The following is a 14,526-nucleotide window of genomic DNA, read 5'->3' as shown; positions in this document are numbered from 1 at the left end:
ATGCGTACAGCCGTGACCGGCCTGCCGACACCGCACCCGCTGATCGAACAGCTCCCGGCGGTCTACCTGGAGCAGGACTTCCTCCGCCGGTTCCTCGCCGCGCTCGACGACGTACTCGCCCCGGTCCTGCTCTCCATCGACAATCTGCCCGCCCACCTCGACCCGCGCAGCGCGCCGGAGGACTTCCTGGCCTGGTTGGCCCGGTGGGTGGCCGTCGAGCCGCACGAGGACCACCCGGTCGAGCAGCGGCGCGCGACGGTGCGCGGCGCGGTCGAACGGCACAGCAGGCGCGGCACCCGGCGCGGCCTCTCGGAGGCCGTGTTCCTGGAGACCGGGATCGAGCCGGACATCGTCGAGAGCGGCGGAACGGCGTGGTCGTCGACACCGCACACGCAGTTCCCGGGTGGCCCGCGGCCGTGGGTGACGGTCCGGGTCCGGGCCTCGCAGCCGTACCAGGTCGACCGGGTGCGGCTGGAGGAGCTGATCCGTACGGAGATACCGGCGCATGTGGGCTTCGACCTGGAGGTCTCGTGATCTGTGAGACGTGCGGGCAGAGCAATGCGCCGGGGACGCAGTTCTGCAGCTCGTGCCGGGCGTTCCTGGAGTGGGAGGGGTCCGCCGACGGCTCCTCGGCTTCCCCGGCCCCGGCACCCCAGCCGCCGCCCGAGCCCCAGCCGTCGCCCCAGCCTCAACCATCACTCCAACCTCAACCCGAACCCCAGCCGCAGCCGCGACCTCAACCAGAGCCCCGACCTCACAGCGAGCCCCGACCGCTCCCCGCGCCGCCCGGTGCCGCCGCGGCGGCCGCCCCCCGTCGCCCGGGTGACGAGCCGGACGTGTCGGTGCCGGGGCCCGAGGCGTTGCCCGACGTGCCGCCGAGCCCCCCGCACGCACCGCCGGGTCCGCCCCCCGCCGCCTTGGTCCGCTGCCCCAACTGCCGTACGGAGAACGCCCCGGACCGCACCCTGTGCATCCGTTGCGCACTGCTTCTGGACCCGGGTCCGCCGCCCGACGTCCGGCCTCCGTGGTGGCGCCGGATCCTCCGGCGCCGACCGCGTCAGGCGCCCACCGCCGGTACCCGGCCGCGGCGTCGGCTGTGGCGCCGCCCCGGCCTGGCGCTTCCGATCGCGCTGATCGTGGTGGCGTGCGGTGTGTGGTTCGCGCTTCCGCACGTGTCCGGCTGGTTCGGCTTCGCCAAGGACGAGACCGGGACGCCGGAGGCGGTGCCGCCGACCCGGTTCCGGGCCTCCAGCACGGCACCGGGCCACCCGGCCGGCGCGGCGTTCGACGGCTACACCAACCATTACTGGGCGCCCGCGGCCGCAGGTCCCGACACCGGGGTGAGCCAGTACCTGGAGTGCGACTTCGAGCAGCCGGTACGGGTGCTCAAGCTCGTCGTCTTCTCCGGCAGGTCGGCCAAGTTGGACGAGTTCCTCACCCAGGCCCGCCCGGCCAGGGTCACCGTCCTGCTGACCTCCGCGGACGGAAGCCGGGTCAGCAAGGAGATCAGGGTCAAGGACCAGCCCGGTCAGCAGACCTTCGACCTGCGCGGCTCGGAGATCGTCCGGGCCCGTCTCACGACGGACAGCACCTACGGGGCGGGGCCCGGCCGCCGACTGGCCGTCGCGGAGGTCGAGTTCTTCGGCCGGAGGTCCTGAGCGCGCCACAGCGGGTGGAGCGGCCCGCACCGACGCAACAGCGCCGCACGCAGGCTCCGTGGAACGAGGACGGTGGCGGCGCGCCCTTCTCTCCTCGGCGCCCTTCCCGTCCTTCGCGCAGTTGGGGCCGCGCTGTCGGCACACCGTACGGCCGTGCGTACGGTGTGCCGCCGAGCCGTCCCGCCGAGCCGTCCCGCCGAGCCGTCCCGCCGAGCCGGATCCGCGGGGCGCCCCGGGAGCCGGTTTCAGCTCGCGCGCAGAGCCACCAGCGCGTCCGCCTGCGCGAGGCCGCTCTCCTCGACGACCTCGCGCACGCTCTGCGCCTCGCGTACGAGCGCGAAGCGCACCCGCCCGTCCGCTCCCGTCCGGTAGCCGTACACGGCGGGCCGGGGCAGCGAGTTGTACGAGAAGTGCGACGAGAAGTAGTACGCGCCGGTGTCGTGGAGCGCCACCACGTCGCCGGGTTCGACGACCGGGAGCTCGCGCCCGGTCGCGGTCAGGTCCCCGGCGAAACAGCACGGTCCCGCGATGTCGACGGTCTCGGTCGGGCCCTCCTTGGGGCGGCCCGAGGCGTCGAACACCTCGACGCGCAGCGGCCAGGCGTCGGGCATGAAGACCGTACGGGTGGCCACCTGGGCACCCGCGTGCGTGACCGCGATCCGCCGCCCACCGGCCGACTTGGTGTACTCGACGACCGTCGCGATCGTTCCGCTCTTGGCCAGCAGGGAGCGGCCGAACTCCGTGATCAGGGTGTAGCGCCCGTCGAAGAGGCCGGGCACGGCGTCACGGAGTTCGGCGACGTGGTCGGCGTACGTCGGCCGGTCGTCCTCGTCGTCGAAGTTGACGGGCAGCCCGCCGCCGATGTCGATCCCGGTGATCCGGGGGTGGCCGAGCCGCTCGTTGATGCGCTCGGCCAGTTCGTACGCGGCGCGGATGCCCTGGGCGATGAGCGGCAGCGGGCAGCCCTGGGAACCCACGTGCGCGTGCAGCCGGTTGAGCCACGGCCGGCGCGCGAAGGCGTCGATCACCGCGTCGACGGCTCCCGGATCGCGCAGCGCGACGCCGAACTTCGAGGTCGCGGTCGCGGTGCTCATCGCGCCGATGGCGCCCGCACCCACCTGGGGGTTGACGCGCAGCCCGATCGGCCCGGCGGCGGACCGCCCGGCCAGCAGGCGGTCGACGCGGGCCATCTCCTGGAAGTTGTCCAGGTTGAACGCGATGCCATGGGCGAGGGCGAACTCCAGCTCCCCGACGGTCTTCGCGGGGCTGTCGAAGACCAGCCGGTCGTAGGTGAACCCGGCCGCCAGTGCCTGTTCCAGTTCACCGGGCGAGGCCACCTCGCAGCCCATGCCCGCCTCGGCGAGCAGCCGCAGCACGGGCACCAGGCCGCATGCCTTGGCCGCGAACGTGTGCCGTACCGGGGCGGGCCCCCGGAACGCCTCGTCGAGCGCGTCGACGGCGGCGAGCACACCGTCCACGTCGAGGAGCCCGACCACGGGCGAGGACGGACCGATCAGTCCCTCCTCGACGGCACGCGCCAGCGCCGCCGTCCGTCGGGCGCTGCGCCGTCGGGCTGCCGAGCCGGAAGTCATGGGAACCACAACAACAACCCTCCATCTGTCACGTCGGCCGGACGGCCGTCGGCCGTGGCGGTGTACGGCTGTCGGCCGTACGGACAGCTTCGGCGCGCGGGGGGAGGCGCGTCTTCGACCGACACGACGACGCCCGTCCCAATTCCTTGTGGCACCGGACAGCCGGACGATCAGCCGGACGATCGGCCGCGTGACCGACCCGACGGCCGACGGACGCTCGGTCAAGGACTGTTCGGGGCACCCGTGCCGCGCGCCGCGAGCCGTAGCCCGAGGTCCGCCAGGAGCCGCACGGAGGGGTCGGCCAGATCGACGCCGAACAGCTCCCGGGCCCGGCGCAGCCGGTAGCGCAGGGTGTTGGGGTGCACGTTCAGGTGCCGCGCGGCCGTACCCGTGTCGCCGAACGCGTCGAGGTACGCGGCGACCGACGCGCCGTACGTCGAACCGTGGGCGCGGTCGTGCTCCGCCATCGCGTGCACGGGCCCCGACAGGGAGCCCCACATCGGCTCGACCCGGTCGAGCACCCGGAGCACCGACGCGTCGGTCTCCACCTCGCCGAACACCGCCACCGCCGACACCGCCTCCGCGAGCGGCAGCGCCGCGGCCCGCTCCCGCAGCACCCGCACCACCAGCTCGGCGGCCTCCCGCGACGCGGGTAGCCCCGACAGGTCCGCCGCCACCGGCCCGACGCCGGCGAACACCGCGGTGTGCGGCACCGAGCGTGCCGTCGCCAGCAGGGTGCGGCCCGGATCGGGCTCACCGTCGCGCGCCGGGACCAGGACGTACAGCCGTCGTCCGGACCGCGCCGTCACGCACCCGGGCCGGTAGGCGGAGGCCTGCAGCGCGAGCACGTCCAGCACCCGGTGCTCGGCGTCGCCCCCGGCGCCCGGCCCGGCAGCGGCGCCGAGGGCCCGGCTGTCGTACGCCTCCGCGACCAGCACCGTGTACGGCCGGTGCGGCGCGATCCCGGCGTCGTGCGCGGCCCGCACCGGATGCGCGGCCCCGTCCAGCAGCGCGTGGACCGCCTCCTCCCGAGCCATCGCCGCCGCCCGGCCCCACGTCCGATGGTGGGACAGATGCGGCACGGCGGCCCGCGCCGCCGTGCGCAGCGCCGCCGCCGCGCCTTCCGCGAGCGGCCGGCCGTCGGCGGCGGCCCAGATCGACCCGAGGACCTCGGACCCGTGGCGCACCGCGATGGCCAGACGCTCGGCGAACCGGTCGTCGGCGGGCCGGCGCACCACGTCGTCGGTGCTCCACAGTGCCTGGAAGAAGCCGCTCTCGCGGAGTTCGACGACCCGCCAGCGGGGGACCTCCTGCCCGAGGATCGTCAGCCGGCGCATCGGATCGGGTTCATGGTCCATCCGCGAGTACGCGAGCACCCGCGACTGCGGATCCTCGATCGTGATGGCACCGCCGACCAGGTCGGCCACCGTGTTGGCGAGCCCCGGCAGATCGCCGAGCCGCAGCCCGTCCACCCCGTCGGCGCCGCCCGACAGGGCGGCGTACCGGGCCGGGGCGCTGTGCACCAGAGCGGTCCGCAACCGGCCGAGCACCTCGGTCCACCCCTGCCCCGGCCGCCGGGTCAGCAGCGCCGTCCGCCCCCGGCCGGCCGCCTCCAGCAGCGCCGCTCGCGGGCCGCGGGAGCCGCTCCGCATCACCACGGCCGCGGCCCCGGCCCGGTCGGCCTCGCGCAGCACGTCGACCGCCTCGGACGAGGCGACCTCCATGCCGACCGCGAGCAGGATCAGCCCGGACGCCGACCAGGTGTCGTCCCGCTCCTCACCGGGGTCGTGCAGCACCACATCGGTCACCGGAACGCCGGTGCCGAGCGGTGCCACGACGACATCGAGCATCCCGGGGGCCGTCAGCCCGAGGATCTGCTCCAGCGAGGGTCCGGTGTCGCGCGGGTCCGGTTCATGCGTCGGCATCAGCCCATGATGGTCGGCCGCCCCCGCAGAGGGCCACGGGCGGGTCAGGACGTCCGGTCCGGACTCCTGACCTCCGTCGTCCCGGCCTTCTCGCCCGCCGCGGGCCGGGGCGCGGGAAGGGCGAGCCTTCCCGTAAGGGCGAGGAAGGCCACCAGGGCGCCCATGGCGATCCAGCCCGGCCACCCCGCGAGACTCATCTGCAGCGGGTTCAACGGGGCGTCCGGCTCCGCGAAGTGCTTGACCATGCTCACACTGGCCGTGCTGACGAAGGCGTGGCCGATGACCGCCGGGATCACCGATCCCGAGGCCAGCCGCAGCCAGCTGAAGACCGGCAGGGCGAGGCTGCAGCTGATCACCATGGCGGGCACGGAGACGTACCAGGGCCGCCCCGGATACTGCCCGCCCATCAGCAGGGTCGGCAGGTGCCACAGCGCGAAGGCGGCTCCCGTGCCCAGGTAGGCCCGCACCGGACGCGCGCGGCCCTTTCCGTACGCGAGCCGCGGGAGCAGATAGCCCTGCCAGCCCAGTTCCTCGCCGAAGAACAGCGGGAGGGACACCAGCATCTGCACCAGCGCCGTCCCCGCCCAGGCGATCGTGTCGGCCCAGCCCACGCGGCCGAAGGGATAGACACCCGCTGCCGTGCCGATGGCGAGCGCGACGGCGGTGAGGCCCGCAGGGACCGCCACGCCCGCCAGCATCCAGCGCACCGCGTGGGACCACGGCCTCGGCATGCGCAGGGCGAGCGCGTCGCGCAGCCGGCCGTCACGACGCTCCACCCAGCGCACCACCACGATCGCGGCGAGGGCCGGAGCCATCATGGCCCCCGCTATGCACAGCTGTTCCTGAATGCCGGGCTCGGCCCTGCCGTCGGTACGTCGGAACCCACTGAGCAGCAAGGGGGACATCGCCACCCACATGCCCAGGCAGGCGACAGCCAAATAAGTGAACAGTCCACGGAATCGAGCCTCTTGCGGTATGGCCCGCAGTGCTGCAGTCGTCATGGCAACGACGCTAGAAGCGCCCGGAGAGGGAGAGAAGGAAGCCCGCTCCCCTCTTCGCGGTGGAGTCGTCCGTACCCCCACAGGGGTACCGCAGGCGTCCTCGGCCCCGTGCCCGCGCGGACCACGGGGGTTGTCGGAAGCCCTGTGTGGTCACGCGTACGCGTATCGCGTTCGACCGCCGAATTGGTCAGGAAGAACTCCGGAAACCCCTTGACTCGGGGCAAATCGGGAGGAAAATCGCTATTACACCAGAAAACCAGAGCGAGCCGCACCATCGGTGAAGACGTTCACCGACGAGAGTGACGAACTCGTCGGCTCTGGCCAGGCCCCCGGCGGATCCGCTCGATCTCCGAGTGTTCAGCGACGGTTGGAACTCGAGAAACCGAGACGGACTACCGGGGACTGCATGTGCGGCCCCCGGTGCTTCCCCCCGGGGGCCCCTGACGTCTCCCGGGCCTGACGTCCGACGGAACCGTCCGGCGGCGCGGCCCGGTCACATCTGCGACCGGACCGCCACCACCTCGCGGCCTACTTGGAGAAGTACAGGTACTTCCAGGGTCCGTACGTCGTCGAGTTGACGGTGTCGCCGGACGACCCGTTCACGTACGTCGACCGCATGCGTGCCTTGATCCCGGACTGTCCCGGCGCCTCCAGGCGTACCGCGCACTTCCCGTCCGTGCCCAGCGGGAAGTACTCGGAGTCGGCCGAGTACCACTTTCCGCCCGAGTAGACCTGCAGGTCGAAGCGCTGCTTACGGCCCTTGTAGTAGGTCATGGTCGTCGTGAGGACCGGGTCGGTGCTCTTGTGGAACCAGTAGTACGACGTCGAGCCGATCTTGCCCGTCTTGTAGTGCTTGGAGACGGCGGTGGAGATCTTGACCCTGGCGTACGCCGTGGACTTCACCGTCCTCGGAGCGGTGCGGGCATCCCCCTTGAAGACCGCGGTGACGTCCGTGTCCCGCGTCATGTTCACGGTCGCGGAGATGTTGCCGCTGGAGTTGACCTTCCCGGTCTTCAGCAGCTTGTTGGGCTTGTCGCTGCCGAAGGGGTTCGCCCATATCTCGACCGTGCGGTTCTTGTAGGTCGAGCCGAGGTGCGCGGTGAAGGAGACGCCGGCGCCGTAGTTGTAGACGTTGCCGTTCTTGTTCAGGGTCAGCGTCGGCTTCGTCCGGGGGACCGACACCTTGTCGGACGCGCTGACCGCCGTGTGCTGGGCGTCGCCCGCGTAGGCGACCTTGTACGTGACCGTGCCGCCGGCCGGCGGGGTGTCGGTGAAGGAGTACGAGCCGTCCGCCTTCGCCTTGACGGAGGGCAGCGCCTTGCCGTTGGGGCTCTCCACGTCGGTACGGGTGACCTGGAGCGAGACGCCGCTCGGCAGGGGCACCGTCGCCGACAGCTTCCCCGTCACGGTGAGCTGCTTGCCGCGGGTGGCGGTCGACGGGGCGTTCACCGTCAGGCTCGGGACGTTCAGCGTCGGGTCGGTGAGCGCCTTGAGGGTGTAGCCGCCGCTCGTTCCCACGAGTGCGAAGACCCGCGAGGAGTCCGGGGCCCAGGCCAGGTCGGCGGTTCCGGACGTGCCGATGGTGTACGTACGGAGCGGCTTGGTGGCGTCGGGCCGGTAGACGGCCACCTTGGTGCCGTCGATCTGGGCGACCAGCCCGTTCGGCGCGATGTCGGCGCGCTGACCGGAGGGGTAGGCGCCGGCGGCGGTGAACTTCCCGTCCGCGTAGGCGTTCCGCTGAGCGCCGTCGACCAGCACCCGCGAGGTGCCGGGCACGAGGTCGATGTCCCCGATGCCGCTGTTCAGCGTGTAGTCGCCGTGGTGCCAGGCGAGTTGCTGCGGTGTGTCACCGGAGACGTCGAGGACGGCCATCGAGTCCGTGGACAGGCCGGTCTCGCCGACGGCCAGCAGACCGGGCGAGGACGGGTCGGTGTCCAGGAGCGCCGGCCCCCAGACCTTGGACGAGAACCGACCGAGCGTCACCGCGTCGGCTCCGCTCGCCGGATCGACCGAGGGGTCGACCGAACCCAGGTCGCCGTCCCACTGGTCGCCGTACGTGAACCAGACCTTGCCGCCCGCGAAGGCGATGTGACGCGGTCCCGTGTCGGTGGCGACGGCGTAGCGGGTCTTGACGCCGAGGGTGGCCGCGTCGAGCGCCACGATCTCGTGGGTGTTCCCCACGGCCGCGTACAGGGTGGCGCCGTCCTCGGACACCGCCAGGTCGGAGACCGCGCCGACGCCGCTCACCGAGCCGACGAGAGCGCCGCTGTAGTCGGCGGCCAGGATCTTTCCGGCCGACTGGTCGCCGACGAAGACCCGCTTGAGGGCTCCGTCCACGACGATGCCGCCGGGCGAGGCGACGGCGGCGGAGGCGGCCGAGGCGGATCCGGCGGCGGTGACGCTCAGTACCGCCGAGCTGAAGAGGACCGCGAGCGCTGTCGCGGTCGAAATGCTGCGCGTGCGCACAGTGTTCTTACCCCCACGAGGAAACCCGGTGGAAGACCGGGAGTTGAGAGCGCCGCGCAGCGTCCGGGCGTGACCGCGGATGTGCGGTGACGTGCGGGGCGCGGCTGCTGTCGGGCAGCGTATGGCATGGCAGTGACATACGAGGAGTGTGATTCTCGGACCCTCCGGCGGCGCTTCAGCCCCGGGCCGTCGGCAGCGGGAGCGTCCTGGACCTCTCGATCAGTCCGTTGACCGTCTGGTCGCCGTTCTTGTCCATGGGCGTGGAGTAGTCGCCGACGGCCCAGAAGGCGCCGGAGCTGCCGACCGGTGCCAGGTCGTAGAAGGAGTAGGACGGCCACCGGGTGTCGCCGTCGGGCGCGTCGGCTCCGGATTCCTTGGTCCAGGTGGTGCCGTCGTAGTGCCAGAAGACCGGCTCGGCGGAGGCCGGTTCGGTCTGGTCGTTGCCGGTGACCCACAGACCGCCGCGGCCGTCGGAGGCGATCGCGTGGACGTAGAGGTCGGCGAGCGATCCGGTGACGTCCTTCCAGGTCGTGCCGTCCCAGTGCGTGACGCTCGGGACGGGCGGGCCGGCGTCGATGCCGTCGGCCCAGCCGGCCACGTAGACGCTGTCCGGGGCGTCGGCGGTGATCTTGGCGGTGTCCGTACCGGTAGGCACGGGAGGCTCGTCCATCAGGGTCCAGGTCGTCCCGTCCCAGTGGTAGGTCACCGGGTGGCCGCCGTCGACCGGGTATCGCATTCCGGTCGCGTAGGCGTCGTCCGCCGACAGGGCGTCGATGTCCCGGATGTCGACGAGGCTCGGCAGCGTGAAGGTCTGCCATGCGCCGTCGGCGTACGTGTACAGGGCGTTGCCGCCCTTGAAGAGCCGTCCGGGGACGGCATCGATCGGGACCTCGGGCCAGGAGTCGTCGGCGGGACCGGCGGTGGGAACGCTGGTCCAGCGTTCGCCGTCGTAGTGCACCAGTGCCTGATCCCTGTTGATCGTGCCGTAGGCCCAGACGTCGTCGGCGGACACGGCGCTGACCGACGACCACTGCCAGACGTCGGGAAGCCCCGGGGCGGTGTCCTCGCTCCACTTCTGCCCGTCCCAGCGCATGATGACTCCGTGCTGTTCCTTCCTGCCGACGGCCCAGGCCAGATCGTCGTCGACGGAGGAGACCGACATCAGCGACCCGGCGGGGCTGTCCCCGGAGAGGGAGACCTCCCAGCCGGACGGGGTGCCGTCCGCGCCGATCGCTTCGGCGCCGGCGGCGGTGAGCATGGTGGCTGTGAGAGTCAGTGAGACGGCCGCGGTGCGCAGGAGGTGCCGTGCATGCATGGGTGAGCGTTCCTTTGCAGTCGGGGGAGTTCTGCCCGGTCGACGTTCGGGCAGGTCGTTCGTGCAGGCCAGAGGGCTGAACCGGATGACCGGACAGACTCCTGACGGCATCGGAAGGTTGTAGCGGGGAGTGGGGAGGGCCCCGGTCCCCCGCCGTTGCCCCGCGATCAGGCGCGAGCGCCGGAACGCGGGCCGCGGCCGGGCAGTTCCAGCGTGGCCACGGCCCCGCCGGCCGCGGTGTTGGCCAGAGTGAGGCGGGCGCCGATGACGTGGGCCTGGCCGAGGGCGATGGTGAGGCCGAGGCCGTGGCCGTGGCCCCGCTCGGCGGCTCCGGTGCGGAAGCGCTGGGGTCCGTGGGCGATGACCTCCGGGGGGAAGCCGGGACCGTGGTCGCGTACGACGACGGTCCTTTCGCCGACGGTCACCTCGACCGGCGCCGCGCCGTGACGGTGGGCGTTGAGGACGAGGTTGGTGACGATGCGGTCGAGGCGGCGCGGATCGGTCTCGGCGACCGGGCTGCCGCTCACCGTGACCCGGGTCTCCAGCCCTGTGCGTCGTACGGATTCCGCCACCAGCTCACCGAGCGGCACCGGTTGGGCATCGGCCTCTTCCGCCCCCGCGTCCAGGCGGGAGATCTCCAGGAGGTCGTCCACGAGGGCGCGCAGCACCTGGACGCGGTCGCGGACCAGGCCGGTGGCCTCGCTCTCCGGGAGGAGGGAGGCGGAGGTGACCAGGCCGGCCAGCGGGGTGCGCAGTTCGTGGGCGACATCCGCGGTGAAGCGCTGTTCGTCGCGCAGCCGGTCCTGCAGGGCGTCCGCCATGAGGTCGACGGCGGCGGAGATCTCGCTGATCTCGTCATGGCCGCGGCTGCGGGTCCTGGCGTCCAGATCACCGCGTTTGATGCGGCGGGCGGTCCCGACGACGCGGCGCAGGCGGCGGAGCACCAGTTCGACGGCGAGGAGGGTGAGCGGGACGACGACGGCGAGCGTGGCGAGGGCCGCATACCTCATGTGTCGGTCCAGGGCCTGGAGACTGCGCAGCTCGGCGCCCATGTCGACCCAGACGGCCAGCACGGTGCCGTCGACGCGGTCCGCCGCCCACATCCGCGGCCCCTGAGCCGGCCTCCGCTCGTCGTACCAGGTCACGGGCGCGGGCTCGGAGCCGAGCCGGTGCAGCAATTCATCCGGTACGTCGTCGCCGAGCAGATAGCCGGGAACCCCCGACGGGGACGGCTGTGCGGGCTGCGCGCCCCGGAACTCGGCCTCGGCCGACGCCAGCGCGCGCATCGCCTCGCCCCGGCCGACGTTCATGTCGCGGGCTTCGGTGGTCCGGTGAACGAGAATCCCGATGCCCAGTGCCGTCGCGCAGGCCACCGCCGCGACCCCGGCAGCGATCTTCCAGCGCAGGGACCGCGGGTCGACCAGGCGCCTCAGCACGTGGCCGGGACCGTCCTCGGACGCGGTGCGGTCGGTCCGGGCGCCGGGGGCGAGGGCGGGGCCGGTCGTCTGTCGCATCCCAGCGCCTCTCAGCGCCGGAACCGGTAGCCGAAACCGCGGACGGTCTCGATGTGACCGGCGCCGATCTTCTTGCGCAGCCGCTGCACGGCCAGGTCCACCACCCGGCTGTCACCGTCCCAGCCGTAGTCCCACACCTTGCGCAGCAACGTCTGCCGTTGCAGGGCGATGCCCGGCGCGGCCACGAACTCCAGGAGGAGTCGCAGTTCGGTCGGGGTGAGCGCGAGCGGACGGCCGTCGACGCGCACCTCCAGGCCACGGGTGTCGACGCTGAGGTCGCGGAAGGTGAGCAGGCCGTCGTCGGCAGGGCGGCTGCCCTCCGTGGGGGGCCGGGTGAAGGTGGCCCGGCGCAGCAGGGTGCGGATCCGCGCCAGCAGGACGGTGGTGTCGACCGGTTTGACGATGTAGTCGTCGGCGCCCGCCTCCAGACCCGCCACCACGTCGAGCGAGGCGCCGCGGGCGGACATCATCAGGATCGGTGCCTGACTCGTCTCACGGATCCGGCGGCACAGTCCGATGCCGTCGAGGTGCGGCAGCATGATGTCGAGGAGCAGCAGGTCCTGCTGTCCCTCCCGGAACATCTCGAGGCCCGTCAGGCCGTCGGACGCCACCGAGACCCGATAGCCGTAGCGTTCCAGCACCATCCCGACGGACCTGCGGATCGCTTCGTCGTCCTCGACCAGCAGTACGTGGACGGGGGCCGGGGCGGAGGCAGGGACGGGGTCGGGCACGGAGGCCGGGGCGGGACCGGTGGGCCCGCCGTCGTACTGTCCTGCCGCGTCACGGTCGTGCTGTTGCATCACGTCACCTGAAGGTCGATCGGTACCGGACTGCCGGGGAGTGTCCCGCCGGGCAAGGAGGCGGCTGTCGCTCGCGCGTCTCACAGGCGCAGACCGGCCGTGACCGGCAGATGGTCGCTCCCGGTGGCCGGCAGCGTCCCGGACGAGACCGGGGTGACACCCCTCACCAGTATCTGGTCGATCCGGGCCACCGGGAACGAAGCGGGCCAGCTGAAGCCGAAGCCGTCGCCGGCCTCCTCCTGGGCCGACCGTAGCCGAGAGGCCACCGGCCGCAGCGCGCGGTCGTCGGTCGTGCCGTTGAAGTCGCCCACGACCACCACCCGGGGCAGCCGTTCGGCACGTAGGGCGTCGGCGAGCTGCACGGCCGCCTCGTTGCGTCGCGCCGTGGTGAAGCCCGCGCCCGGGAGCACCCGTACCGACGCGAGGTGGGCGGCGTAGACGGCGACGGGCCCTTCGGGGGTCTCGGCCGTCGCCCGCAGGGCACGGGTCCACGGCATGATCGCGACCGGTCGCACATCCCGCAGCGGATAGGTGCTCCACAGCCCGACCGTGCCCTGCACCGAGTGGTACGGGTACGCGTCGGCCAGGGCGCGCTCGTACACGGGTGCCGTGCGCGAGCTCAGCTCCTCCAGGGCGAGCAACTCGGCACCGGAGGCGGCCAGTGCGCGCGCGGTTCGGACCGGGTCGGGGTTCTCGTCGTTGACGTTGTGGCTGACCACGGTCAGATCCTGGTCGGCGGACCGCTTGTCGATGAGCAGGCCGCCGAACAGGAAGCACCAGACGACGGCCGGCAGCAGCGCCGCGACACCGGCGGTCGCCGACCGCCGCACCGCCGCCGACGCCAGCAGCACGGGCACGCTCACCCCGAGCCAGGGCAGGAACGTCTCGAGGAGGCTGCCGAGGTTGCCGAACCCGTTCGGCAACCAGGTGTGCCCGGCCATGACCAGCGTGGGCGGTACGGCGGCTGCGGCGATCAGCCGCCCGCGCCGCCAGGGGCCTTCGCCGCCCGGAGCGGTTCCCGGTCCGGTGCCGGTCTCGCGAGCCGTGCGCTCGACCAGCGCGGTCATGCCTGCACCGGCTTGCCGTCGCGACCGGCGAGGGCGGCCGGGAGGTCCTTCTGCAGGACGTCGATCAGCCGGCCGCTGTTCTCGAGCGCGGCCCGGAGGCCCTCGGCGGGCGTGGTACCGGCGCGCTGCCCCAGCACGACACCGAGCACGAGACGCCGTGTCGTGCCGGACCGCACCTCGGCGGCCCACATGAGATTGCCGCCCGCGGCGGTGCCCGACCCGGTCTTGAGTCCGATCACTCCGGGTTTGTCCAGCAGTCGGTTGGAGTTCGTGATCGTGCCGGGCACCCCGGGAACGGTCGTGTCGCGCATCGCGACGATCGCGCGCAGCACCGGTTCCGCCATGGCCCGGCGGGCGAGCTTGAGCTGGTCGTCGGCGGTGCTCCTGGTGGTGGTCTCAAGACCGCTGGCCCCGGTGTAGGTGGTCCGGGTCATCCCCAGTCCGGCGGCGGCGCGGTTCATCTTCACGACGAAGGCGTCCTGGCTTCCCGCGTCCCAACGGGCCAGCAGCCGGGCCACGTTGTTGCCGGACGGAAGCAGCAGAAGCTCCAGGAGCTCGCGCTGGGTGAGCCGCTGCCCCTCGCGGACCGGGGCGCTGGACTCGCTGAGCGAGTGGGCCTCCTGCGCGGCGGCCGCGTCCACCGTGATCCCCGGCCCCTTCGCCCCGCCCCGGAGCGGATGCTCCTTGAGGATCACGTACGCGGTCATCACCTTGGTGACGCTCGCGATCGGCACCGGTTCCCGCCCGCCCCTGCTGCCCAGGCTGCCGACGCCCTCCACCTCGATGCTCGTCTGGCCCTCCCGCGGCCACGGCAGATCCATCCGCTCCGCCACGGCCGCGGCCTGCGGGGCCGGAGCGGAGCCGCTGCCTCGGTCACCGCCGGTGAACCCCAGCCAGCCGCCGGCACCGACCACCCCGAGCACCGCGGCCGAGGCCCACACCGCGCCCCGGCGGCCCCGACCGGCGCGCTCCTCCCCGACCGGCGCAGCAGCACGTGTCCAACGAGCCTTCACCGACGACCACCTCTCACAACCCGGCACACACGAGGAACCGTGTACCTGGCCCAGCCTGGGAGAGGACCGCATCCGGCCGATCAGGGCCGTGCATCCGGCACCGCGCGGAATTGTGTCGGCCGGGTATCGGGCCCCGAGCCGAGGCGGCCGGAGCCGGGGCCGTCCCGCCGGTCGG

Annotated in this window: 11 protein-coding genes; 2 read left to right on the top strand and 9 right to left on the bottom strand. The window is 72.7% G+C overall.

Going from position 1 to position 14,526, the window contains the following annotated elements; all coding sequences use genetic code 11:
• Positions 1-534 (top strand): phage tail protein, encoded by a 534-nt coding sequence (locus ACIRP2_RS17030; RefSeq protein ID WP_351081646.1) that lies wholly within the window; start codon positions 1-3, stop codon positions 532-534.
• Between the two features lie 302 nt (positions 535-836).
• A complete protein-coding gene (locus ACIRP2_RS17025) occupies positions 837-1,658 on the top strand; it encodes a discoidin domain-containing protein (RefSeq protein WP_404250983.1) in 822 nt (273 codons plus the stop codon).
• Between the two features lie 245 nt (positions 1,659-1,903).
• On the opposite strand, the gene ACIRP2_RS17020 is transcribed toward ACIRP2_RS17025, so the two are convergent.
• From ACIRP2_RS17020 to ACIRP2_RS16980, 9 genes are all read right to left on the bottom strand, one after another.
• Positions 1,904-3,250, bottom strand: coding sequence for a diaminopimelate decarboxylase (locus tag ACIRP2_RS17020; protein ID WP_404250981.1), 1,347 nt, complete (start codon positions 3,248-3,250; stop codon positions 1,904-1,906).
• Positions 3,251-3,471: 221 nt separating this feature from the next.
• Positions 3,472-5,175, bottom strand: coding sequence for a PucR family transcriptional regulator (locus ACIRP2_RS17015; RefSeq protein WP_404250979.1), 1,704 nt, complete (start codon positions 5,173-5,175; stop codon positions 3,472-3,474).
• A 44-nt stretch (positions 5,176-5,219) separates the two neighbouring features.
• Entirely contained in the window at positions 5,220-6,176 is a 957-nt protein-coding gene (locus ACIRP2_RS17010) for a type II CAAX prenyl endopeptidase Rce1 family protein (protein ID WP_404250977.1), read from the bottom strand.
• A gap of 528 nt (positions 6,177-6,704) precedes the next feature.
• Positions 6,705-8,642 carry an Ig-like domain repeat protein gene (locus ACIRP2_RS17005; RefSeq protein ID WP_404250975.1) on the bottom strand — a complete coding sequence of 646 codons (1,938 nt, stop codon included), beginning with the start codon at positions 8,640-8,642 and terminating at the stop codon, positions 6,705-6,707.
• Between the two features lie 175 nt (positions 8,643-8,817).
• On the bottom strand, positions 8,818-9,957 hold the full coding sequence (locus ACIRP2_RS17000) for a hypothetical protein (protein WP_404250973.1): 1,140 nt from the start codon (positions 9,955-9,957) through the stop codon (positions 8,818-8,820).
• A 167-nt stretch (positions 9,958-10,124) separates the two neighbouring features.
• Positions 10,125-11,471 (bottom strand): sensor histidine kinase, encoded by a 1,347-nt coding sequence (locus ACIRP2_RS16995; protein ID WP_404250971.1) that lies wholly within the window; start codon positions 11,469-11,471, stop codon positions 10,125-10,127.
• 11 nt (positions 11,472-11,482) lie between these two features.
• Positions 11,483-12,271 (bottom strand): two-component system response regulator CseB, encoded by a 789-nt coding sequence (gene cseB / locus ACIRP2_RS16990; RefSeq protein ID WP_404250969.1) that lies wholly within the window; start codon positions 12,269-12,271, stop codon positions 11,483-11,485.
• 80 nt (positions 12,272-12,351) lie between these two features.
• The gene (locus ACIRP2_RS16985; protein WP_404250967.1) at positions 12,352-13,338 is read right to left on the bottom strand and encodes an endonuclease/exonuclease/phosphatase family protein; all 987 of its coding nucleotides are present in this window, start codon (positions 13,336-13,338) and stop codon (positions 12,352-12,354) included.
• A complete protein-coding gene (locus tag ACIRP2_RS16980) occupies positions 13,335-14,351 on the bottom strand; it encodes a D-alanyl-D-alanine carboxypeptidase family protein (protein ID WP_404250965.1) in 1,017 nt (338 codons plus the stop codon). The genes ACIRP2_RS16985 and ACIRP2_RS16980 overlap by 4 nt, the downstream gene beginning before the upstream one ends.
• Between the last annotated feature and the right edge of the window lie 175 nt (positions 14,352-14,526).

The organism is Streptomyces sp. NPDC101194, assembly GCF_044767885.1.
Lineage (GTDB): Bacteria > Actinomycetota > Actinomycetes > Streptomycetales > Streptomycetaceae > Streptomyces.
The sequence above is the reverse complement of the archived record's forward strand: the minus strand, read 5'-3'. Positions and strand labels throughout refer to the sequence as shown.

What these genes read in the sequence shown, in the direction of transcription:
- ACIRP2_RS17030 (WP_351081646.1), top strand. Translation starts at nt 1, where the DNA reads ATGCGTACAGCCGTGACCGGCCTGCCGACACCGCACCCGCTGATCGAA.
- ACIRP2_RS17020 (WP_404250981.1), bottom strand. Translation starts at nt 3,250, where the DNA reads ATGACTTCCGGCTCGGCAGCCCGACGGCGCAGCGCCCGACGGACGGCG.
- ACIRP2_RS17015 (WP_404250979.1), bottom strand. Translation starts at nt 5,175, where the DNA reads ATGCCGACGCATGAACCGGACCCGCGCGACACCGGACCCTCGCTGGAG.
- ACIRP2_RS17010 (WP_404250977.1), bottom strand. Translation starts at nt 6,176, where the DNA reads ATGACGACTGCAGCACTGCGGGCCATACCGCAAGAGGCTCGATTCCGT.
- ACIRP2_RS17000 (WP_404250973.1), bottom strand. Translation starts at nt 9,957, where the DNA reads ATGCATGCACGGCACCTCCTGCGCACCGCGGCCGTCTCACTGACTCTC.
- ACIRP2_RS16995 (WP_404250971.1), bottom strand. Translation starts at nt 11,471, where the DNA reads ATGCGACAGACGACCGGCCCCGCCCTCGCCCCCGGCGCCCGGACCGAC.
- cseB (WP_404250969.1), bottom strand. Translation starts at nt 12,271, where the DNA reads ATGCAACAGCACGACCGTGACGCGGCAGGACAGTACGACGGCGGGCCC.
- ACIRP2_RS16985 (WP_404250967.1), bottom strand. Translation starts at nt 13,338, where the DNA reads ATGACCGCGCTGGTCGAGCGCACGGCTCGCGAGACCGGCACCGGACCG.